The following is a 20,564-nucleotide window of genomic DNA, read 5'->3' on the forward strand; positions in this document are numbered from 1 at the left end:
CGGCAACCGGACTCCGCGAACCCCGGTGTAGTTAAGTCGCGTTTGCCCAAGGCCGCGCTTGTTGTCAGATTTTTCAAGATCGGCGGCTACTTACCCGTAACCCACAAAGCGCCAGTGGTTAATGTGGCGAAAGTCTGGCGGCTTTACTCGCTCATCTTGCGAGTGAATGCTTGGGCACACGCATACTCATCTCTACGAAACCTGATTCAAAATGGCGCATGCGACCGCGCGCCCCCTTTCGCAAGGCCCGCTGCGGGAGCATATCCACGCCCATGAATAAGAAGTCTCCTCCCAGCGTCCTGACCGGCATGAAGCGCGGTGTCCGTCACCGTTGCCCCAACTGCGGCGAAGGTCGGCTGTACACGCGCTATCTGAAGGTCGATCTGGACTGCGAGGTTTGCGGCCATGACCTGGCGCGTTACCCGGCCGATGATGGCCCGGCCTATTTCACGATCCTGATCATCGGCCACCTGTTCGTCGCCCCGCTGCTGCTGTTCCCGTTCATCTGGAAAATGTCGCCGGCGCTGGTGGTGCCGCTGACCGTGCTGCCGCTGGCCGGCCTGACCCTGCTGCTGCTGCCCCGCGTCAAGGGCGCGGTGATCGGCGCCCTATGGGCAATGGGCCTTCGCAAGTCCGAGGATTGCCCTAGCGGCTGAGCGGGATCGACACCACTTCACTTGATCAAAGGCTCGGGCTGTACGACAAACCCGGTCGACGGGTGGAGTTGTTTTCTATGCGCGCGATCAAGTTAGCCCTTGCGGCCCTGGCTGCGGTCGTCGGCCTGGCGTGCGGCGCCCCGGCTTTCGCGGAGGGCCCAGGCGACAGCTTCACCTACGGCGTCTGGCGCAATCCAAAGAACACGGTCCATCTCGAGATCAAGCCCTGCGGCGGTGGCCAGGCCTGCGGCAAGGTGGTCTGGGCCAATTCAGACGCCCAGGCCGACGCCCGCAAGGGCGGCACACCGAGCCTGATCGGTCTGCAGCTGCTTCGCGACTTCGAGCTGCAGAAGAATGGCAGCTGGCGCGGCAAGGTGTTCGTTCCCGACCTGAACATGGTGCTGACGGGCACCGCCGATTTCCCCGACGCCACCACCATGAAGGCCAAGGGCTGCCTGGTGGGCCGGCTGTTCTGCAAGTCGCAGACCTGGAAGCGGATCGATATCGCGGCCGGCTAGCCTCGCCAGCCCCTCTGGAACCTTGACCGCACCCTCGGCATTCCCTCTCCCGAACCCGGGCGCGCAGAGCGCTCGGATACAACGGAGACGGACATGCTCGGCACGATCCTCATCATCATCCTGATCCTTGCCCTGGTCGGGGCCCTGCCGACCTGGGGTCACAGCCGTTCGTGGGGCTATTTCCCCAGCGGGGGTCTGGGCCTGATTCTGGTGATCCTGATCATCCTGGTGCTGATGGGCCGGATCTAGCCGTCCACGGAACGGACGGGGACGCACGCATGCCTGCGTGCGTCCCCGATCGCTGCCCCCTCCCCCAAAGACCATTGTTCGCCTAAGGTCGCGACAACCAGAGTCGCGGGGCCAACATGACCGACACCACCATACCGGCGACCTCGCCCGTCGCCCCTGATCGGGTCCCCATGACCGCCTGGCGCCGCGTCCGCGCCATCCTCGGCGGTTCGGCCGGCAACCTCGTCGAATGGTATGACTGGTTCGCCTACGCCGCGTTCTCGATCTACTTCGCCAAGATCTTCTTTCCCAAGGGCGACCAGACCGCCCAACTGATGCAGACGGCCGCCATCTTCGCCGTGGGCTTCGGCGCGCGTCCTGTTGGCGCCTGGCTGATGGGGCTCTATGCCGACCGCAAGGGCCGCAAGGCCGCGCTCACCCTGGCTGTCGGCCTGATGTGCGCTGGCTCGCTGATCATCGCCCTGTGCCCCGGCCACGCCACGATCGGCGACGCCGCGCCGGTGATCCTGCTGCTGGCCCGCCTGCTGCAAGGTCTGTCGGTGGGCGGCGAATACGGCGCCAGCGCCACCTATATGAGCGAGATGGCGGGGAAGAAGCGACGAGGCTTCTGGTCCAGCTTCCAATATGTGACCCTGATCATGGGTCAGCTCGTCGCGGCCCTGGTGCTGGTGATCCTCCAGAACACCTTGGACAAGTCCGACTTGGCGGCCTGGGGGTGGCGCGTGCCGTTCTTCATCGGCGCCGCCCTTGCGGTTGTGGTCTTCTGGATCCGGACCGGCATCGAGGAGAGCGTCTCCCACCGGAACGTCGCCCAGCACGACCCGATCAGCAGCCGGCAGGTGGCTTCGGTGACCACCCTGCTGCTGCTGACCGTGGCGGCGATGGTGGTTGGCTTCACCGCCTGGTCCTTCGCGGGCGCGGCCCAAGGCGTCTCGGTGGTCTTGCTGATCATGACCTATGTGGCGCTCGCCGCGCCGCTGGTCTCGCGCCATCCCAAACAAACCCTGGCGATCATCGGGCTGAGCGCGGCGGGCTCCTTGGCCTTCTATGCCTACACCACCTACATGCTGAAGTTCCTGACCAACACCACCGGCTTCGACAAGGCCACGGCCGGGGCGGTCAACTTGGCGACCCTGTTCGGGTTCATGCTCCTGCAGCCGCTGTTCGGCTGGCTGTCGGATCGCCTGGGCCGCAAGATCATGCTGGTCTTCGCCTTCGGGGTCGGGGCGCTGATCGCCTGGCCGGTGTTCACCCTGACCGCCAAGGCCGCCAGCCCGCTGATCGCCTTCGCCCTGATCATGACCGCCCTGGTCGTGCAATCGGGCTACACCTCGATCAGCGCCGTGGTGAAGGCCGAGTTGTTCCCCACCCATGTGCGGGCTCTGGGGGTGGCACTTCCATACGCCCTGGGCAACGCCGCGTTCGGCGGCACCGCCGAATATGTCGCCTTGTGGTTCAAGCGCGAGGGCATGGAAAGCGGCTTCTACCTCTATGTTTCTGCGATCATGGCCGTGGGGTTGGTGGTGGCGCTGTTGCTGCGCGACACCGGCAAGCACAGCCTGATCCTCGAAGACTGATAGCGGTCCCTCGCCCCTTTCACCGACTCTCGTTCCAGACCTAAGCTCACCCCATGCACGCTTCGATCCGTCACGCCCTGCACGCCTTTCCCCTGCCGACCTTCGATCTGGTCGTCCTGGGCTTCTTCGCGTTCTGCTGGCTGTTCTACGAACCGCTGCTCAAGCGCCTGGGCCACGCCAAGAACGTCATCAACACCGACATGACGGTGATCCGCCGGCGCTGGATGGCCGAGATGGCGGTGCGCGAGATCGCCCTACTGGATGGCCAGCTGCTCGGCCACGCCATCAACTCGGCCTCGTTCTTTGCTTCGTCCAACCTGATCTTAATCGCCGCCGCGGCCGGGGTGCTGTTTGGCGGCGACAGCGCGCTGAAGAGCATCGAGGGCCTGGCCGTGCTGGCCCCGGCTTCGACCCTGGTGTTCCAGATCAAGATGGGCCTGGTGCTGATCGCCCTGGCGCGTGGCCTGCTCGACTTCATCTGGGCGATCCGCCAGATGAACTACTGCCTGGCCGCCATTGGCGCCACGCCGATGTGGGCCCCGCGCAAGGTGCTGGAAGACTATGCCGAGGCGACCGGGGCGGTGCTCAACCCCGCCCTGTCGTCGTTCAACGCCGGGGTGCGCGGCTACTATTTCGCCCTGGCCGCCGCCGCCTGGCTGCTGGGTCCGATCGCCTTCGCGGCGGCGACGGGCGGGGCCATGGCGCTATTGCTCTGGCGCCAGCGCCGTAGCCCGGCCTCGGTCGCCGTCCGCCGCATCCGTGAGATCCTCGAGGCTCAGCCCGTGACGACCGGACCCCACCTGCCGCGCGACGACCAGGCCAGTCTGTCCTAGAGCATTTTTCGAGCGAAGTGGTTTCGGTTCGCGTGAAGAAAACTGCGTCAAAACAAGAGATTAGCGCTCACGGCCTGACGCAGTAAGGTCGTGAGCTCTGGAGCCCGAGCCCGGCCCGGACCTTCTTGGTAAGCTTGGCGGCGATCAGGCCGTGGGCGGTCTTCAGCCAATCATTGACCTCGGCCTTGTCCTGGCCCGCCAGGTCCTCGAAATACAGCCATTTGGCCCGAGCCAGATAGGGGGCGGGAACGGCCTGGCCAGTCTCGCCAAGCACTTCGAACGCCACATCCGAGGCCTTCAACGAAAACCCCTTGCCGCCTATCGCCCCGCCCAGCACGGCGAACATCTTGCCGCCAACCTTGTAGACGTGGTTGTCGCCCCACTGGACGGTCATGGTCGCGCCGGGCAGGGCCATGGCGGCGGCGTCGAAGGTTTTGGGAGTCATCACGGGTCCTTTGACGCGGGCCAGGCACTATAAGTCGCCCGTGGCTCCGTTTCACCTCGCATGGCCGCTTGCCCCCGCAACCTTCCTGAGTATATTGCGCCCCTTCCTGCGACGGGGGCCTTCAACCGCCTTCGAATCAAGTGCGCATGGTGAGGTGGCCGAGTGGTTGATGGCGCACGCTTGGAAAGCGTGTTTAGGTGAAAGCCTAACGAGGGTTCGAATCCCTCTCTCACCGCCACCGCCCTCATCCAACATATTGTTTTTACTGGATAATATTTACGCGTCGTTTCTGCTGCCCCGTTTTCGGTCCCATTTTCGAATTCGATGACGAGACGGGTGCCTCGCGCGAATCAATGGGCCCCGGATAGATGGCAACCTGGGCTTGCAGGAATGAGGTGGCGCCGGTGGTCCGCACAGTTTGGCGGCTTGGCTAGGGTTGGCTCAGGTTCAGATCACGCCGCCAGTTTGTGCTCGAGGTTGGCCCTATCCGGGGCGAGCCCCGGATAGGGCCAAGTGGGGCCGGTTGGTGTTGTAGTAGCCGATCCACTTGGTCAGGCCGGCCCGCAGCTCCGAGCCGGTCTCGAAGGCATGGATTTAGACGCGCTCGTATTTGAGGCTGCGCCAGAGCCGCTCGATGAAGACGTCGTCTATCCAGCGGCCGCGGCCGTCCATGGAGACCCGCACGCCGGCGTCCTTCAGCACGTCGACGAAGCGGGGCGAGGTAAACGGGCTGCCCTGGTCGGTGTTGAAGATCTCTGGCGGCCTGTAACGGGCCAAGGCCTGCTCCAGAGCCTGGATGCAAAACTCGGCGTCCATGCTGTTGGAGAGCCGCCAGGACAGCACCTTCCTCGTCGCCCAGTCCATCACCGCCACTAGGGCATTTTTCGAGCGAAGTGGTTCCGGTTCGCGTGAAGAAAAATGCGTCAAAACAAAAGATTAGAGCTCACGGCATGACGCAGTCAGGTCGGGAAATGCTCTAGTACAGAAAGCACCGGCGCATCGGGATGTAAGTAATGTCCGAGCACCAGACCTGATTGGGCCGGTTGATCACCAGCCCGCGCAGCAGGTACTTGCAATATAAGGCCGCCGCCGGCCCGGCGAGGGGTCTCCGACGGGGCCTCCGACGGGGCCTCCCCGAACATGCCGCGATAGGCGCCGGCGAAGCGCCCCAGTTCCCAGAACCCATGATCTAGCGCCACCTGGGTCACCGTGGTGGGCCGACTGGCGGCCGCCAGCAGCCGAGCCCGGGTCGCCGACATGGTCTTCAGCCGCAGCGCGCCGCGAGACCGCCCAGGCCAGCCACATCGACGGCTTGTTGAGGGGCGCGTGAGGGGCCGTCCGCCCCCCTTGCTTACGCTTCGATATCGACGTCCTTGGTTTCCTTGAGGAACAGCGTGCCGATCACCGCGGTGAGTCCGGCGACGACGATCGGATACCATAGGCCGTAGTAGATATTGCCCGTGGCGGCGACCATGGCGAAGGCCGTGGTCGGCAGGAAGCCGCCGAACCAGCCGTTGCCGATATGGTAGGGCAGGCTCATCGAGGTGTAGCGGATGTTGGTTGGGAAAAGTTCGACCAGCATGGCGGCGATCGGGCCGTAGACCATGGTCACGTACAGAACCAGGATCGCCAGCACGCCGACCACCAGGGGCTTGTTCATCAGGGCGTCGTCAGCCTTGGCCGGATAGCCGGCGGCCTTCAGCGTCGCACCGAGCTCTTTCTCCCAGGCGGTCTTGCGGGCCTTGAAGGCGGCCTTGTCGAGGGTCTGGCCCGGGAACGAGGCGAGCACCGCCGGGCCGATCCGCACCTGGGTGATCGCGCCGGCCGGGGCGGCTTGGTTGGCGTAGGTGACGCCGGCCTTGGCCAGGTAGGATTTGGCCAGGTCGCAGGAGCGGTTGAATACGGTCTTGCCCACGGGGTCGAACTGGAACGAGCAGTCGGCTGGGTCAGCGACCACGGTCACCGGCGCGCTGGCCACCGCCGCCGCCAGTTGCGGATTGGCCGCCGTGGTCAGGGTCTTGAACAGCGGGAAATAGGTCAGGGCCGCCAGGACGCAGCCCAGCATAATGATCGGCTTGCGGCCGATCTTGTCCGACAGCCAGCCGAAAAACACGAAGAACGGCGTGCCGATCAGCAGGGCGATGGCCACCAGCAGGTTGGTCGTGCCGCCATCGACCTTGAGCATCTTCTCCAGGAAGAACAGGGCGTAGAACTGGCCGGTGTACCAGACAACCGCTTGCCCCATCGTCAGACCGACCAGGGCGAGAATGACGATCTTCAGATTGCCCCACTTGGCGAACGAGTCGGCCAGGGGCTTCTTGCTGCCCTTGCCCTCGTCGACCATCTTCTGAAACGATGGGCTTTCGGCCAATTGCAGGCGGATCCATAGCGACACGCCCAGCAGCAGCACCGAGATCAGGAACGGGATGCGCCAGCCGAAGGCCTGGAAGTTGTCATCGCCCAACGCATTGCGGGTCAGCAGTATGACCACCAGGCTGAGGAACAGGCCGAAGGTGGCGGTCACCTGGATGAAGCTTGTGTAGAGGCCGCGCCGTCCGGCGGGCGCATGCTCGGCCACATAGGTCGCCGCCCCGCCATATTCACCGCCGAGCGCCAGGCCTTGGACCAGGCGCATGACGACCAGGGCGATGGGCGCCGCGATGCCGATCTGCGCGTAGCTAGGCAGCAGCCCGACCACGAAGGTCGACAGGCCCATCAGCAGCATGGTGACCAGGAAGGTGTTCTTGCGCCCCCACAGATCGCCCAGCCGCCCGAACACCAGCGCTCCGAACGGCCGCACCGCGAAGCCCGCCGCGAAGGCCAGCAGGGCGAAGATGTAGCCCGTGGTCTCGTTGACCCCCGAGAAGAAATGCTTGGTGATGTAGGTGGCGAGCGAGCCGTAGAGGTAGAAGTCATACCATTCGAACACCGTGCCCACCGAGGCGGCCCCGATGACCAGGGCGTCCTTGCGCCCGACGGGACGGTCATCCTTGGCGCCCTTGGCCGGTTTGCCGGCGTTCGTCGCCGTGGTGTCGCTGCCCATCGCATCGTCCCCCTGAAGGCCGCTATTGGCGCGGCTCATGTTACCGCAACCATCATGCCCTCGACCGATTGCGATGGCGAGAGCCTACATGAACTGGTTGAAAGCCGAAGCGTTGGCGCTGAGTCTTTGAGCGTCGCTGTCGCCCTTCAGGAGAGCACCCCCGCATGAGCGTCGTCGCGGCCTACATCTACAAGGACGGCGTCCGGAAACGCGAAGTGTCGCTGGACGACCCGCAAGCCCTGGTCACCAAGCTTGGCGAGTTCGTGTGGATTGGCCTCTACGATCCCAGTGAGGCCGAGATGAGCCGGTTGGCGACCCGCTTCAAGCTGCATCCGCTGGCGGTCGAGGACGCTCTCAACGCTCACCAGTCGCCCAAGGTCGAGGTCTATGGCCGGGAGTTGTTCGTGGTGGCGCGAACCGCCCAACTGGTCGAGGACAAGATCTGCTACGGCGAAACGGCGATTTTTGTCGGGCAGGGCCACATCATCACCGTCCGCCACGGATCGGCCCGGGCCCATAGCGACCTGCGCCAGCAGTTGGAAGCCTCGCCCGACCTGCTGGCCAAGGGCTCGGACTACGTGCTGCACGCGGTGCTGGACTTCGTGGTCGATGGCTATCTGCCAATCATCGAGGCGCTGGAGGACGAGGTGCTCGACATCGAGCGCCGCACGCTCGAGACCTTCCTCAGCCACGCGGAGGTCAAGCGCCTGTTCCACCTTCGTCGCGACCTGATCCGATTCAAACGGGTGCTAAGTCCCATGGCCGAGGTCAGCGGCCGCCTGGAGCACCTGGAGACACCCTGTCTGGATAGCGACGTGCGACCCTATTTCCGCGACGTGCACGATCACACGCAGAAGGTCGAGAACATGGTGGATGCCTTGCGCGAGGTGATCACCTCGGTGTTCGAGGCCGCATCCCTGCTGGAACAGCAGCGCCAGGGCGCCATCACCCGCAAACTCGCCGCCTGGGCCGCCATCCTGGCTGTGCCGACGGCGATCGCCGGCGTATACGGCATGAATTTCGAGCACATGCCCGAACTGCGGTGGGTTTGGGGCTACCCGGCGGTGATAATTGGCATCACCTCGATCATCGGCGTGCTCTATGTGCGGTTCAAGAAGAACGGCTGGCTGTAGAGGCCCTGGCCGGACCCTTTCTAGAGCATTTTCCGACCTGACTGCGTCAGGCCGTGAGCTCTAATATTTTGTTTTGACACATTTTTCTTCGCGCGAACAGGAACCACTTCGCTCGAAAAAGGCTCTAGCTCGCCCACGCCCGCGCGGGATGCAGGAAACGCCCGGCCTCGGCGCCGTCGCGCAGGAACACTCTCACCTCGGCGGAGCGGCCAGAAGCGGCGACGCGATTGGCGAGATCGCGGGCGGCGGCCTCGGCGCGACCGCCGCGCTCGAAGGTGAGGTCGGCCTCGAGGGCTTCGGAACGGACAGACCAGCCCTGCTCGGCCGGCGTCACGGAAATCAGCAGAGCCATCGGGAGCTCCTTACGCAAAACGACTTGGGGTGCGCCCATCGAGGCGCGAACGAGGGGATCTTCGAGCGGTTGGACCGGGCCCCGAAGTTGCGGGATCAGGCCGGCATTCGCCCTGGGTGGGGGTAGCGTGGACACATCTTATAGGCTCGCATTCTCACAACTTGACGACATGGGTATGACTGGAATGCGACTTATGCGAGCTAGAACTCCTCACGCCCTTGTCAGTTTCTCGGGTCGTTCAATGTTCTGAAGGTCGACCCAGAAAAACTGCCTCGACTTAATTCCTACTACATTAGTAGGTTTTAGAAGTCTGCGCCCTTCCTCCCCTTTGGGCTCCGCCGGCCCGCGCCGTGCGGATCCGTCGGGGGATGGATGATCCGCCCGGCGCGACTACGCGCTGTGACGGGGGGGCGTCCCGTCTCGGCAAGTCCTAGGCGCCTAGATGCGCCTTGATCAGCGCCCGTCCCGCTCGCGCCACGGCCCGCACGGGGCCGTTGGGACCCAGCGTCACGCGAGCCGTGTAAGAGCCCTCCATCAGCAGCATGAGGCTGTCGGCCAGGTCCTCGTCCGGCGCGCCGGCCTGCTTGCACAGATCGACCAGTCGGGCATGAAGCCGCTGCTTGTAGGCCACCGACACCTTTTGGGCCGGGTGATCCGCCTCGTGCAGTTCAAGGGCGGCGTTCGACAGCGGGCAGCCGTGAACATCGGCGTTGCAGGCCTTGGTCTCGAAGGCGTCGAAGATCGCTTCCAGCTGCACGCGGGGGTCGCCGCACGTGCAACCGGTCACTTCATCCCACCAGATCCAGTAGTCGCGTTCCTGCTCGCGCAGCACCTCGGCGACCAGCTCGTCCTTGGACGGGAAGTTGCGATACAGCGTCATCTTGGTGGCGTCGGCCTCGTGGGCAATCGCCTCGACGCCCACCGCGCGGATGCCGTGCTGATAGAACAGCTCGCGGGCCGTTTCGAAAATCCGGTCGCGAGCTGGTCGTTTGGACAACGGGGCGCAAACCGGCGCCTCCATGGCGTCCATCTTGCCCCCGCTAGAATTTCTCTCAGCCATTTTCAATGCGCCTCACCTTGACGTGAGAGTTACCGGTCAGTATCTCTCACCGCGTGAATGATACCGAACGGTACCGTCACATCCATCTAAATCGTCACAGATGGCCGCCACGTCAAGCAACAGCCACTGCGACATTTTCATCCTAACCCAGAACGGAGCGCGAGCCATGTCCCCCAGTGCAAGCCAGGACCCCGCCCGCCCCCTGGGCGCCATCGCGAACCGACCGTGGCTGGCGTCCGCCAAGGCCTGGATCGCCCAGGCCGCCGAACCCCGCCGCCGGACGACCCGCTCGGCCAAGCGCCCTGTCCTCGAATAGCCCACTGACCGCTTCCGTTCCGCCTCCCCATCGTCCGTCTTCAGGTGTTTCCATGCGCAAGCATCCCGCCCCCCTCTCGTCCTTGCCCGTCTCCCCCGCTCTCAAATCCTTCGCCGTCCTGGCTGCGGCCGCCGTCTTGGCCGCCTGCACCGCCCAGGCCAAGCCGGAAGCCGCTCCGCCACCGGCCCAGGTCACCATCACCGCCGTGGACTTCAAGGACCTGCGCCAGTGGGATGACTTCACCGGTCGCCTGGAAGCCGTCGACACCGTCGACATCCGCCCTCGCGTCGGGGGTTACATCGACGGCGCGCGGTTCGAGGAAGGCGCGCGGGTCCGCAAGGGCCAGGTGCTGTTCCAGATCGACCCGCGCCCCTACCAGGCCGAGGCCAATCGCGCCGCCGCCGAGGTGGACCGCGCCAAGGCCCAGCTGAACCTGGCCGTCGTCAACCGCGAGCGCGGCCGCCGGCTGATCGAGCAGAACGCCCTGGCCCAGAGCGAATTCGACCGGTTGTCCGCCGAGGAGAAAGCCGCCCAGGCCAATGTCGCCGCCGCAGCAGCCACCTATCAGACGGCCCGCCTGAACCTGGAATGGACCCGCGTGGTCTCGCCGATCGACGGCCGGGTCTCCAAGGCCGCGATCACCCGCGGCAACCTGGTGACGCCCTCGGACCTGCTGACCACCGTGGTCAGCGACAGCCCGATCTACGCCACCTTCAACGCCGACGAGCAGACCTTCCTCAAGTACGCCTCGGCTGAACGCGGCAAGGCCAGCCCGGTCTATATGGGCCTGATGACCGAGGACGGTTATCCCCACCAGGGCCAGCTGAAGTTCATCGACAACGCCATGGACGCCAAGAGCGGCACCATCAATGGCCGGGCGATCTTCGATAATGCAGACGGCCGCTTCACCCCAGGCCTGTTCGCCCGCATCCGGATGGTCAGCGACACCTCGCAGGTGGTGGCCCTGGCCCCAGACCGGGCGATCGCCACCGACCTGGGCAAGCGCTACGTCGTGGTGGTGGGCGCCAATAACAAGGCCGAGTACCGCCCCGTTGAGATCGGCCCGCTGGCCGGCAGCCTGCGCATCATCCGCACCGGTCTGAAGCCCGGCGACAAGGTGATCGTCGGCGGCCTGCAGAAGGTCAAGCCGGGCGATGTCGTAAAGCCGGTGGTCATCAAGACCGAAACGGCCGGCGACCTGCGCCAGTTCGAGACCGCGCCCCAGCGCGTCGCGATGATCAACAGTGTGGGCCAGAACTGATCCTTTAAACCGCTCATCCCGGCGAATGCCGGGACCCAGATCCCCAAGCGATGGGGCGGGTTGGAGTAGCTCGGCGCGCCTGGCGTCAGCCACACCGCCTTTCCATCTGGGTCCCGGCATTCGCCGGGATGAGCGGAACGTGTGCGCCTACTCCCTCCTCGCCTCCTCCCCCTTTTCGCCCGTAAAAGGCGCCGCTCATGAACTTCTCCAAATTCTTCGTCAGTCGGCCGCGGTTCGCCGCCGTGCTGTCGATCGTCATCTTCATCGCCGGGCTGGTGGCGCTGCCGCGCCTGCCGATCTCGGAATATCCGGAAGTGGCGCCGCCGACCGTGGTCGTGCGCGCCGCCTATCCGGGGGCCAACCCCGCCGTCATCGGCCAGACCGTCGCCGCTCCGCTGGAGCAGGCGATCAACGGCGTCGAGGGGATGATCTACCAGTCCTCGCAGTCGGCCTCAGACGGCGCGATGATCCTGACCGTCACCTTCGCGCTCGGGATCGATCTCGACAAGGCCCAGGTGCAGGTGCAGAACCGCGTCGCCCAGGCCCTGCCGAAACTGCCCCAGGAGGTGCAGCGCATCGGCGTCACCACCGACAAGGCCTCGCCCGACCTGACCCTGGTCGTGCACATGATCTCGCCCAACAACCGCTACGACATGCTGTACCTCAGCAACTACGCGCAGCTGAACGTTCGCGACCGCCTCAAGCGCGTCGATGGCGTGGGCGACGTCCAGATCTTCGGCGCCGGTTCCTATTCCATGCGGATCTGGCTGGACCCGGAAAAGCTGGCCTCGCTGAACATGACGGCCGGCGATGTGGTGAAAGCCCTGCGCGAGCAGAACGTCCAGGTCGCCGCCGGCCAGCTGGGCGCGCCCCCCACCCCGGGCGGCGCCGAGTTCCAGCTGTCGGTCAACGCCCCCGGCCGCCTGACCGACGAGGAGCAGTTCCGAGACGTCATCATTCGCTCGGGCGACAAGGGCGAGATCACCCACCTGGGCGACGTGGCCCGCGTGGAGATGGGTGCCAACAACTACGCCCTGCGCTCCTTGCTCGACAACAAGTTGGCCGTGGCCATGCCGATCTTTCAGCGCCCCGGTTCCAACGCCCTGAATATGGCCGCCGACATCAAGGCCACCATGAAGGACCTGAAGAAGGATTTCCCCGAGGGCGTCGACTACGAGATCATCTACGACACCACCGCCTTCGTGCAGGAATCCATCAATTCGGTGGTCCACACCCTGATCGAGGCCATCATCCTGGTGGTGCTGGTGGTGGTGCTGTTCCTGCAGGGCTGGCGCGCCTCGATCATCCCGCTGATCGCCGTGCCCGTCTCGCTGATCGGCACCTTCGCGGTGTTGCTGATGCTGGGCTTTGGCCTCAACGCCCTGACGCTGTTTGGCCTTGTCCTGGCCATCGGCATCGTCGTCGATGACGCCATCGTCGTGGTCGAGAACGTCGAGCGAAATATCGCCAACGGCTTGGAGCCGGCGGCGGCCACCCGCAAGGCGATGAGCGAGGTCACCGGACCCATCGTCTCCACCGCCCTGGTGCTGTGCGCCGTTTTCATCCCCACCGCCTTCATCAGCGGCCTGTCGGGCCAGTTCTACCGGCAGTTCGCCCTGACCATCGCCATCTCGACGGTGATCTCGGCCTTCAACTCCCTAACCCTGTCGCCGGCCCTGGCCGCCGTGCTCCTGAAGAGCCACGACGCCCCCAAGGACCGCTTCCAGAAGATGATCGACACGGCCCTGGGCTGGCTGTTCAACCCCTTCAACCGGATGTTCGCCAAGGCTTCGAACGGCTATGTCCGCAATGTCGGCCTCACCCTGGGCAAGTCGACCGCGGGGTTGGTGCTCTACGGCCTGCTGCTGCTGCTGACGATCGGCGCCTTCGCAAAGACCCCCGGCGGCTTCGTGCCCCAGCAGGACAAGGCCTATGTGGTCGCCGTCGTGCAACTGCCCGACGCCGCCTCGCTGGACCGCACCGAGGCCGTGATCCGCCAGATGAGCGACATCGCCATGAAGGTGCCGGGCATCAAGCACTCGGTGGCCTTCCCCGGCCTGTCGGCCAACGGCTTCATCAACAGCCCCAATTCCGGCGCTGTGTTCTTCCCGCTCGCCGACTTCGACGAGCGCAAGGACAAGTCGATGTCGGCCACGGCCATCGTCGGCCAGCTGAACGCCAAGTTCGGCGCCATTCCCGACGCCCAGATCGCGGTCTTCCCCCCGCCTTCGGTGCAGGGGCTGGGCACGATCGGCGGCTTCCGCATGCAGATCGTCGATCGCGCGGGCCTCGGCCCCGACGAGCTCAACAAACAGACCCAGAACCTGATCGACAAGGCCCGCAAGGACCCCGCCCTGACCGGCGTGTTCTCGACCTACCAGGTCGGGGTGCCGAAGATCGAGGCCAGCATCGACCGGGAAAAGGCCCGGGCCTCGGGCGTCAGCCTGACCGACCTGTTCGAGACCATGCAGGTCTATCTGGGCTCGCTCTATGTCAACGACTTCAACCGCTTTGGCCGCACCTACGAGGTCAATGTCCAGGCCGACCAGAAATTCCGCATGCAGCCGGAACAGATGCTGCGGCTGCAGACCCGCAACGGCTCTGGCCAGATGATCCCGCTGGGCGCCTTCGTCAGCTTAAGGGAGGCCGCCGGCCCCGACCGCGAGAGCCACTATAACGGCGTGCTCACGGCCGAGATCAACGGCGGCCCGGCCCCCGGCTACTCGACGGGCCAGGCCCAGAAGGCGCTGGAAGACCTGGCCAAGCAGGAACTGCCCAACGGCATGGGCTTCGAATGGACCGAGCTGACCTATCAGCAGATCCTGGCCGGCAACACGGCGATCTATGTCTTCCCACTGTGCGTGCTGCTGGCCTTCCTGGTGCTGGTCGCCCAGTACGAAAGCTGGACCCTGCCGCTGGTCGTCATCCTGATCGTGCCCATGACCCTGCTGTCGGCCCTGGCCGGCGTGCTGCTGGCTCATGGCGACAACAACATCTTCACCCAGATCGGGCTGATCGTGCTGGTGGGGCTGGCCTGTAAAAACGCCATCCTGATCGTCGAATTCGCCAAGGAGCGCGAGGAGCACGGCGACACGCCGATGCAGGCGGTGCTGGAGGCCTGCCGCCTGCGCCTGCGGCCGATCCTGATGACCTCGATCGCCTTCATCATGGGCGTGGCCCCGCTGGTCACTTCCCACGGGGCGGGCGCCGAGATGCGCCGGGCCATGGGCGTGGCGGTGTTCTCCGGCATGCTGGGCGTCACGGTCTTCGGCCTGGTTTTGACCCCGATCTTCTACTTCGTCATCCGCCGCAACACCGCCCGCAAGGCGGCGCTGAAGGCGGCGAAAACCCCGACGACCGCCGTGGAGGCGCACTGATGTCTCAAGCTCTCACCCCCAACTACGGCTGGCGAAACCTCCGGGTCCAGCTGGGCCTGTTCGCCAGCATGACCCTGCTCTCGGCCTGCGCCGTCGGTCACGACTACAAGACCCCGGTCACCGCGCCGGTGGTCTTGCAGAACGCCCCGGCCGCCACCTATTCCGCCGCCCAGCCGGAGGCGGACTGGTGGAAGCTGTTCGGCGACCCGGTGCTCGATGGCCTGGTCAGCCAGGCCCTGGCCGGCAATCTCGACCTCAAGGTCGCGGTCGCCCGGGTCGACGAGGCCCGCGCCTTGTTCAAGGACGCGCGTCTCGACCAGCTGCCGCGGGTCACCGCCAGCGGCGGCTATCAGAAGAGCGACCAGCAGCAGCCGGGCTCGAACGGCGATCGGGTCGAGGGCGAGACCTATACGGGCGGCTTCGACGCCGGCTGGGAGATCGACCTGTTCGGCCGCGTTCGCCGGGGCGTGGAGTCGGCGCGGGCCGAGGCCGGGGCGGCCAAGGCCGACCTGCGCGACGCCCAGGTGACCATCGCCGCAGAAGTCGCTCGAAATTATCTCGAACTGCGCGGCGCCCAGGCCCGCCTGGCCGTGGCCAACCGCAACCTCGAGACCCAGCGCGAGACGGTGCGGCTGACCAAGGTGCGCTACGACGCCGGGGCCGGCAGCCCGATCGACGTCGCCAGCGCCCAGGCCCGCCTCAACGCCACCGAGGCGGTGATCCCGGCTTTGATCACTGCCGAGAAGCGCGCCAACTACCGGCTGTGCGTGCTGACCGGTCAGCGGCCCGGCGCCCTGAACGCCACCCTGGTGGTCCAGAACGCCGAGGTCACGCCGCTGATCACCGCCCTGCCGATCGGCGATGCGACGGATCTGCTGCGCCGGCGTCCCGACGTCCAGGCCGCCGAGCGCCGCCTGGCCGCCCAGACCGCCAAGGTGGGCGTGGCCACGGCCGACCTCTTCCCGCGCGTCCGGGTGACCGGCTTCATCGGCTTCCTGTCGGGCTCGGCCGGCGGCTTTGGCAACAGCGCCAGCAAGGCCTGGTCGGTGGCCCCCACCGTCAGTTGGCCGCCCCTCGACCTGGGCGGCGCCCACCAGCGGCTGAAGGCGGCGCAGGCCCGCAATGACGCCAGCCTAGCGATCTATGACCAGACCGTGCTGGGCGCGCTGGAGGACCTGGAGAACGCCTTGGTCGGCTACCGCCAGCAACAGGCCCAGCTCGTGAGCCTCACCAACCAGGCCGCCGCCTCCCGCCGCGCCGCCGAGCTGGCGCGGATCCAGTACAAGGAAGGCGGCATCGACTTTCTCGTGCTGCTCGACGCCGAACGCACGCTGCTGGCCGCTGAAGACTCGCTGACCGTGGCCGAGACGGGCGTCAACACCAACGTCGTGGCGATCTACAAGGCGCTGGGGGGTGGGTGGAGCTAGCGGGGGGCGCACATCTGGAACCCTATCCCAAAGGGAGAGGGTGAGGAAAAACGGCAGAAGTTATCCACAGGGCGGCCGTCCATCCCCACCTGTCGCAAGATAGACCCCAACCCTATCAGCGCCTTGCACAAAAACGCACGTTTCCGATCCTCACCCTCCAGGACGGCCGCACAGGGGCGGTTGTGAGCCGGGGGCACAGACTGCCCCCTACGGGTCGCTCCGCGATCGTCTTCCGCCATAGGGGGAAGAGCTCAAATGCGCTTGAGCTCCGCCCCCTATGGGAGCGGACAGACCGCAAAGCGGTCAGGTGGGGCAAGTGGGTGTGATCCCACGCCCGCCTACTTCGCCACATGCCCCTTGACCAGCTTCAGCTGGATCGTCTTGCCCGTCGGGTCCTTGGACGTCAGGCCGACCTCGGGATCGGTCGGGAAGGTCTCGCACAGGCTACCGAACAGCTTGGGCTTGGACTGTTTCAGGCAGACATTGTCGCCCTTGACGCTCCACTTGCCGGCCAGGTCCAGGCCCCGGCGGCTGAGGCCCGTCCAGGTCCCGTCGGGCTTCAACCAGATCTTCCGCGACCGCCCGTCGGGGTCGATGGTCAGCACGGTATTGCCGAACGCCGCCTTGACATTGGCCGCCGGCGCGGCGGCCTGGGCGACGAGCGGCGCGGCGAGGACGGCGGCCAGGAGGAGCGCTGTGGGCTTGGTCATGGCGGGGTAACGCGCGACGACGCGGAAGGCGCCGGCCTCTCCTCACCCGCGCAACGGGGGAGCGGGGGAGCGAAGAAAGGCCGCCAGCCATCCCAAAATCCGCTCATTCCGGCGAATGCCGGGACCCAGATCCCATGGCGTTGAAGTGGGTTGGAGGCGCTCAGAGCTGATGGCGTCAGGCCCAAAGCCACCCATCTGGGTCACGGCATTCGCCGGGATGAGCGGGTTTGTGGGGGTCGCCATTTGAGCCCCTCTTCCCTCCACGCGCATCGCCGACGCCCCGCCTCAAACCCTCAGCGGAGCCTGCTCCGCCGTCCGACGGTGTAAAGGACGGCGCGCCGCGCCGCCGCGACGCGGCCGCCAGAGGCGGTCCTTGACACCGCCAGCCGCCAGAGCTCCGATCCTCCAAAGGTTTAAGGTGTGGCCCCATCCGAGGCGGATGCGGGGCAAGAAGCCACATTTCCAACCTCAGCAGAGGGTGAGGCGCCTGCGCGAAACCCTCTCTCTTCGAGAGAGGGAGGGGCCCACCGCGAAGCGGTGGGAGGGTGAGAGGTTTCACCGCTTGCCGGGAAATCCCTGCCTGAACCTTCATCAACTCGAGCCCGACCACGCCTTACTTCAACGTCGCGCCGATCACCGCCGAGTTCCCTCGCATCCGTGTCTCGAAGTCAGGGTCCGACCAGTTTGTGTCGGCAATTCCCAGCGCGCAGGGCTGATAATCGCGCACCTCCACGCAGTCGGTCCAAATCCCGCCGCGCCCCACTAGGAGCCGGCGCCCGTCACGTGAGAGCGCCAGCCGCCCGTCGTTGATGAAGCGGCCGTCTTCCGAATAGCTGAGATCGGCCATCGTTCGCCGCCACAGCCACCCACCCTGCTCCTCCTGCCAGAGATCGTAGGTGACGTCGGTCAGCGTGGGGCCAACGCTAAGATGCACGACCCGCCCATCCGCCAACCGAAGGCGCGCGGTATCGGTGGCGGGAATCATTAGCGCGCCATTGCTCAGCGGCACGATCAGCGGCGGCAGCAAGAGCAACAGCAGTAAACCCGTCCAGTGGCGCACCCACAGGATCAGCAACACGATGGTGACGGCGGTCCCGCCAATGGCCGTCAGCAGTAGCACGTCCATGGTCGGCGGCGCCGGCGACAATTGGGGCGGGATCGCGGACATCACGAAGAGGACCCCCGCCAACACGGACACCGCCGCGCAAATGCGGAGAGGCCAGAGCAGCCCGCCGCGCCGAACCTTGCCAACCATCAGCCGCCCTCCCGCGCGGTCGCCAACCGCACCTCGAACACCGCCCCCGCCTCCCCTTCGACCAGCCCGATCCGCCCCGAACTCGCCGCCAGCAGCGATCGGGCGATCGACAGGCCGAGCCCCGTGCCGCCCGCCTCGCGCCGGCTGGTGAAGAACGGCTCGAACAGGCGCTCCCGGTCAGCCGGCGGCACGCCGGGGCCGTCGTCGCTGACGCGCAGCACCACGTCTTCGCCCATCACCAAAGCCGAGATCCAGACCCTCCCCGCCCCCGCCTGGCGGCTGTTCTCCACCAGGGTGGTCAGCACGGTCTCCACCGTCGCCTCGGGCGCGGCGACCTGCGGGAGGTCGTCCGGCAGGTCCAGGACCACGGCGATGTCGCGGCCTTGGGCGTCGGCCACCCGGCGGGCCGGCGAGGCCACGGCGCAGACCACGCCGGCCTGGGGCATGGCCATGTCGGCGCGGGCCATGTCCATCAACCGGCCGACCAGGGCCGAGAGCCGGGCGCTGTCGGCCGAGATATTGCCCAGGAAGCGGTGGCGCTCCTCGGGGCTCATGGTGGCGAAATGGTCGTCCAGCAGCTCGACCGCGCCAGTGATCCCGGCCAGGGGGGTCTTGAACTCGTGGCTGACGGCGGCGGCGAAGTCGCGCAGGTAGCGCGAGCGCACGGCGATGGCGCCGGCCATCACCCGGAAGTCCTGGTAGAGGGCGCGGATCTCGACCGCGGCGGTGACCGGGGTCTCCGGAACCTCGCCCTGCCCCGCCGCCACGCCCTTGGTGGCCGCGCTGAGGGCCTCGATTGGCCGGGTCACGCCGCGCGACACCAGGCCCGACAGCAGCACCATCAGCAGCACCGTCGCCCCCGCCCCGAGCAGGATCTTGCCCCGGTCCTGATAGACGCCCCGGAACAGGGCGCGGGGCGAGCGCGACAGCAGCAGCGCCCCCACCACCTGGCCATTGACCCGGATCGCCCGCGCGTGATGCAGCCGCAGGGCCGAGGCCCGGCTCAGCCACTCGAACGAATAGCGCGGATGATAGGCCCCATTGCGCCGCAGCACGGTGCGCGAGTGGCCCGCCAGCGCCGCCTGGATCTCCGGCAGGGCCGCCAGGCTGCCGCCTTGGCCAAGACCGCGCACCACCACGCCGTGGCGGTCGACGATCAGGATCGAGGCCAGGGTGCTGCGGCTGGTCTGGTCGAGGATCGGCTCCAGGGCGTCGGCGGCGGCCACGGCCTGCGGGTCGGCGGGCGGCGCGGGCGCGGGGCCGGGGCGCTCGGGCAGCACCGGCGAGGCGCGCAGGTCGATGCTGACAGCCTCGGGCCGGTAATAGCCGGGATCGTCGCGGGCGTCGGGGTCGGCCGGGGTGGTGTCGCGCACGGCGCCGGGCCACAGGGCGCCGGCCGCCGCCGCCAGGGCCGCGCCTTGCGACGCGAGTTCGGCCTCGGTCTGGCGCACCAGGGTGTTCTCATAGGTGCGCAGGAACACCGCGCCTATGGCTGGCATGGCGGCGGCGAACAGCAGCACGGTCAGCAGGATGGCCCGCAGCCGAAGCGCCGGCCACCAGGTGCGCAGCCAGGCCCGCAGCGGCTGGATCACGGCTCGACGCCGCCAGCACAAGCGCCTAGCCGGTAACCGATCCCGGCCCGCGTCTCGATCAGGTCGTGACCGCCCACGCCCGCGAACTTGGCCCGCAGGTTGCGCACATGGCTGTCGATGGTGCGGTCGGTGACCGCGAAGCCCGGCCCGCGCAGACGGTCGATGATGGCGTCGCGGCTGAACACCTTGGTCGGTGTGGCCGCCAGGGTCTTGAGGATGGTGAATTCGGTGACGGTCAGCGACAACTCGGCCCCGGCCCAGCGGGCGCTCCAGGCCTCGGGGTCGAGGGCCAGCCGGCCCCGCGTGATCACACCGTCCAGGCCTGTCGCCGCCTCGGCCTTGGCCCCGGTGCGTCGCAGGATGGCCTGGACGCGGGCCACCACCTCGCGCGGGCTGAACGGCTTGACCACATAGTCGTCGGCCCCCAGCTCGATGCCCAGCACCCGGTCGATCTCGTCGTCGCGCGAGCTCAGGAACAGGATCGGCAGCTCGCCCTGGGCCCGCAGCCGGCGGCAGACCTCCAGCCCGTCCAGGCGCGGCATGTTGATGTCGAGAACCACCAGGTCGGGGGCGCGCTCGGCCACGCTGGCCAGGGCCGCTTCGCCGTCGGCCGCTTCGCGGGTCTGCAAGCCCACCTTGGCCAGGGCGAACACCAGGAGCTGGCGGATGTGGGGATCGTCGTCGACGATCAGGATCGTGCGCTGCATGGCGCCCATGTTCAGGGCTCCGCGTCTGGGGTCAACGGAGACGTCGAGGCGGT

General features: G+C 66.6%; 19 protein-coding genes, 1 tRNA gene and 1 pseudogene. 11 read left to right on the forward strand and 10 right to left on the reverse strand.

Annotated elements, in window-relative coordinates; translation table 11 throughout:
- The first annotated feature begins 272 nt into the window (after window positions 1-272).
- The 5 genes from ACP696_RS03825 (at window position 273) to ACP696_RS03845 (ending at window position 3,833) form a co-directional block, all read left to right on the forward strand.
- Window positions 273-656: a DUF983 domain-containing protein gene (locus ACP696_RS03825; protein WP_426013015.1), complete on the forward strand. Its 384-nt coding sequence runs from the start codon at window positions 273-275 to the stop codon at window positions 654-656.
- Window positions 657-733: 77 nt separating this feature from the next.
- The gene (locus ACP696_RS03830) at window positions 734-1,174 is read left to right on the forward strand and encodes a DUF2147 domain-containing protein (protein ID WP_426013017.1); all 441 of its coding nucleotides are present in this window, start codon (window positions 734-736) and stop codon (window positions 1,172-1,174) included.
- A gap of 93 nt (window positions 1,175-1,267) precedes the next feature.
- Window positions 1,268-1,423, forward strand: coding sequence for a DUF3309 family protein (locus ACP696_RS03835; protein WP_426013018.1), 156 nt, complete (start codon window positions 1,268-1,270; stop codon window positions 1,421-1,423).
- Between the two features lie 116 nt (window positions 1,424-1,539).
- Entirely contained in the window at window positions 1,540-3,000 is a 1,461-nt protein-coding gene (locus tag ACP696_RS03840; protein WP_426043475.1) for an MFS transporter, read from the forward strand.
- Between the two features lie 53 nt (window positions 3,001-3,053).
- Window positions 3,054-3,833: a DUF599 domain-containing protein gene (locus ACP696_RS03845; RefSeq protein ID WP_426013022.1), complete on the forward strand. Its 780-nt coding sequence runs from the start codon at window positions 3,054-3,056 to the stop codon at window positions 3,831-3,833.
- Between the two features lie 67 nt (window positions 3,834-3,900).
- Here the strand turns inward: ACP696_RS03845 and ACP696_RS03850 are convergent, their stop codons facing one another.
- On the reverse strand, window positions 3,901-4,278 hold the full coding sequence (locus ACP696_RS03850) for an MmcQ/YjbR family DNA-binding protein (protein ID WP_426031464.1): 378 nt from the start codon (window positions 4,276-4,278) through the stop codon (window positions 3,901-3,903).
- A gap of 148 nt (window positions 4,279-4,426) precedes the next feature.
- Between ACP696_RS03850 and ACP696_RS03855 the strand changes: the two genes are divergently transcribed.
- Window positions 4,427-4,516 (forward strand) — tRNA-Ser (locus ACP696_RS03855).
- Window positions 4,517-4,761: 245 nt separating this feature from the next.
- On the opposite strand, the pseudogene ACP696_RS03860 reads toward ACP696_RS03855, so the two are convergent.
- The 3 genes and pseudogenes from ACP696_RS03860 to ACP696_RS03870 form a co-directional block, all read right to left on the reverse strand.
- Window positions 4,762-5,154, reverse strand: a pseudogene (locus ACP696_RS03860) (transposase); the annotation flags it as partial.
- Window positions 5,155-5,237: 83 nt separating this feature from the next.
- Window positions 5,238-5,537, reverse strand: coding sequence for a hypothetical protein (locus tag ACP696_RS03865; protein WP_426043509.1), 300 nt, complete (start codon window positions 5,535-5,537; stop codon window positions 5,238-5,240).
- A gap of 92 nt (window positions 5,538-5,629) precedes the next feature.
- Window positions 5,630-7,321: an MFS transporter gene (locus ACP696_RS03870; protein ID WP_426043508.1), complete on the reverse strand. Its 1,692-nt coding sequence runs from the start codon at window positions 7,319-7,321 to the stop codon at window positions 5,630-5,632.
- A 164-nt stretch (window positions 7,322-7,485) separates the two neighbouring features.
- On the opposite strand from ACP696_RS03870, the gene corA reads away from it, so the two are divergent.
- Window positions 7,486-8,454, forward strand: coding sequence for a magnesium/cobalt transporter CorA (gene corA, locus ACP696_RS03875; protein WP_426013028.1), 969 nt, complete (start codon window positions 7,486-7,488; stop codon window positions 8,452-8,454).
- A gap of 124 nt (window positions 8,455-8,578) precedes the next feature.
- Here the strand turns inward: corA and ACP696_RS03880 are convergent, their stop codons facing one another.
- Together ACP696_RS03880 and ACP696_RS03885 are read right to left on the reverse strand one after the other, a co-directional pair.
- Window positions 8,579-8,806 carry a hypothetical protein gene (locus ACP696_RS03880; protein ID WP_426013030.1) on the reverse strand — a complete coding sequence of 76 codons (228 nt, stop codon included), beginning with the start codon at window positions 8,804-8,806 and terminating at the stop codon, window positions 8,579-8,581.
- Between the two features lie 430 nt (window positions 8,807-9,236).
- Entirely contained in the window at window positions 9,237-9,866 is a 630-nt protein-coding gene (locus ACP696_RS03885; protein WP_426043476.1) for a TetR/AcrR family transcriptional regulator, read from the reverse strand.
- Between the two features lie 166 nt (window positions 9,867-10,032).
- Here ACP696_RS03885 and ACP696_RS03890 point away from each other — a divergent pair, with 166 nt between their 5' ends.
- The 4 genes from ACP696_RS03890 to ACP696_RS03905 all read left to right on the forward strand — a co-directional run bounded on the left by ACP696_RS03890 (window position 10,033) and on the right by ACP696_RS03905 (window position 16,247).
- Entirely contained in the window at window positions 10,033-10,182 is a 150-nt protein-coding gene (locus ACP696_RS03890) for a hypothetical protein (RefSeq protein WP_426013034.1), read from the forward strand.
- 52 nt (window positions 10,183-10,234) lie between these two features.
- A complete protein-coding gene (locus ACP696_RS03895) occupies window positions 10,235-11,443 on the forward strand; it encodes an efflux RND transporter periplasmic adaptor subunit (RefSeq protein ID WP_426013035.1) in 1,209 nt (402 codons plus the stop codon).
- Between the two features lie 197 nt (window positions 11,444-11,640).
- The gene (locus ACP696_RS03900) at window positions 11,641-14,820 is read left to right on the forward strand and encodes an efflux RND transporter permease subunit (protein ID WP_426043477.1); all 3,180 of its coding nucleotides are present in this window, start codon (window positions 11,641-11,643) and stop codon (window positions 14,818-14,820) included.
- A complete protein-coding gene (locus tag ACP696_RS03905) occupies window positions 14,820-16,247 on the forward strand; it encodes an efflux transporter outer membrane subunit (RefSeq protein WP_426043478.1) in 1,428 nt (475 codons plus the stop codon). Before ACP696_RS03900 ends, ACP696_RS03905 begins: the two co-directional genes overlap by 1 nt.
- 338 nt (window positions 16,248-16,585) lie before the next feature.
- On the opposite strand, the gene ACP696_RS03910 is transcribed toward ACP696_RS03905, so the two are convergent.
- The 4 genes from ACP696_RS03910 to ACP696_RS03925 all read right to left on the reverse strand — a co-directional run bounded on the left by ACP696_RS03910 (window position 16,586) and on the right by ACP696_RS03925 (window position 20,520).
- Entirely contained in the window at window positions 16,586-16,957 is a 372-nt protein-coding gene (locus ACP696_RS03910) for a hypothetical protein (RefSeq protein WP_426043479.1), read from the reverse strand.
- Window positions 16,958-17,570: 613 nt separating this feature from the next.
- Window positions 17,571-18,212, reverse strand: a complete 642-nt coding sequence (locus ACP696_RS03915; protein WP_426043480.1) for a hypothetical protein — start codon at window positions 18,210-18,212, stop codon at window positions 17,571-17,573.
- Window positions 18,212-19,804 carry a sensor histidine kinase gene (locus ACP696_RS03920; protein ID WP_426043481.1) on the reverse strand — a complete coding sequence of 531 codons (1,593 nt, stop codon included), beginning with the start codon at window positions 19,802-19,804 and terminating at the stop codon, window positions 18,212-18,214. Before ACP696_RS03920 ends, ACP696_RS03915 begins: the two co-directional genes overlap by 1 nt.
- Window positions 19,801-20,520, reverse strand: coding sequence for a response regulator transcription factor (locus ACP696_RS03925; RefSeq protein ID WP_426013044.1), 720 nt, complete (start codon window positions 20,518-20,520; stop codon window positions 19,801-19,803). The genes ACP696_RS03920 and ACP696_RS03925 overlap by 4 nt, the downstream gene beginning before the upstream one ends.
- Window positions 20,521-20,564: the final 44 nt, after the last annotated feature.

This window comes from Caulobacter sp. DWR3-1-2 (assembly GCF_049896225.1).
Lineage (GTDB): Bacteria > Pseudomonadota > Alphaproteobacteria > Caulobacterales > Caulobacteraceae > Caulobacter.

Bases quoted from the DNA above. Each gene is read 5' to 3' on its own strand.
- ACP696_RS03890 (WP_426013034.1), top strand. From the start codon at position 10,033: ATGTCCCCCAGTGCAAGCCAGGACCCCGCCCGCCCCCTGGGCGCCATC.
- ACP696_RS03905 (WP_426043478.1), top strand. From the start codon at position 14,820: ATGTCTCAAGCTCTCACCCCCAACTACGGCTGGCGAAACCTCCGGGTC.
- ACP696_RS03845 (WP_426013022.1), top strand. From the start codon at position 3,054: ATGCACGCTTCGATCCGTCACGCCCTGCACGCCTTTCCCCTGCCGACC.
- ACP696_RS03850 (WP_426031464.1), bottom strand. From the start codon at position 4,278: ATGACTCCCAAAACCTTCGACGCCGCCGCCATGGCCCTGCCCGGCGCG.
- ACP696_RS03865 (WP_426043509.1), bottom strand. From the start codon at position 5,537: ATGTCGGCGACCCGGGCTCGGCTGCTGGCGGCCGCCAGTCGGCCCACC.
- ACP696_RS03840 (WP_426043475.1), top strand. From the start codon at position 1,540: ATGACCGACACCACCATACCGGCGACCTCGCCCGTCGCCCCTGATCGG.
- ACP696_RS03925 (WP_426013044.1), bottom strand. From the start codon at position 20,520: ATGGGCGCCATGCAGCGCACGATCCTGATCGTCGACGACGATCCCCAC.
- ACP696_RS03835 (WP_426013018.1), top strand. From the start codon at position 1,268: ATGCTCGGCACGATCCTCATCATCATCCTGATCCTTGCCCTGGTCGGG.
- ACP696_RS03910 (WP_426043479.1), bottom strand. From the start codon at position 16,957: ATGACCAAGCCCACAGCGCTCCTCCTGGCCGCCGTCCTCGCCGCGCCG.
- ACP696_RS03885 (WP_426043476.1), bottom strand. From the start codon at position 9,866: ATGGCTGAGAGAAATTCTAGCGGGGGCAAGATGGACGCCATGGAGGCG.
- ACP696_RS03825 (WP_426013015.1), top strand. From the start codon at position 273: ATGAATAAGAAGTCTCCTCCCAGCGTCCTGACCGGCATGAAGCGCGGT.
- ACP696_RS03880 (WP_426013030.1), bottom strand. From the start codon at position 8,806: ATGGCTCTGCTGATTTCCGTGACGCCGGCCGAGCAGGGCTGGTCTGTC.
- ACP696_RS03895 (WP_426013035.1), top strand. From the start codon at position 10,235: ATGCGCAAGCATCCCGCCCCCCTCTCGTCCTTGCCCGTCTCCCCCGCT.
- ACP696_RS03870 (WP_426043508.1), bottom strand. From the start codon at position 7,321: ATGGGCAGCGACACCACGGCGACGAACGCCGGCAAACCGGCCAAGGGC.
- ACP696_RS03830 (WP_426013017.1), top strand. From the start codon at position 734: ATGCGCGCGATCAAGTTAGCCCTTGCGGCCCTGGCTGCGGTCGTCGGC.
- ACP696_RS03915 (WP_426043480.1), bottom strand. From the start codon at position 18,212: ATGGTTGGCAAGGTTCGGCGCGGCGGGCTGCTCTGGCCTCTCCGCATT.
- ACP696_RS03900 (WP_426043477.1), top strand. From the start codon at position 11,641: ATGAACTTCTCCAAATTCTTCGTCAGTCGGCCGCGGTTCGCCGCCGTG.
- corA (WP_426013028.1), top strand. From the start codon at position 7,486: ATGAGCGTCGTCGCGGCCTACATCTACAAGGACGGCGTCCGGAAACGC.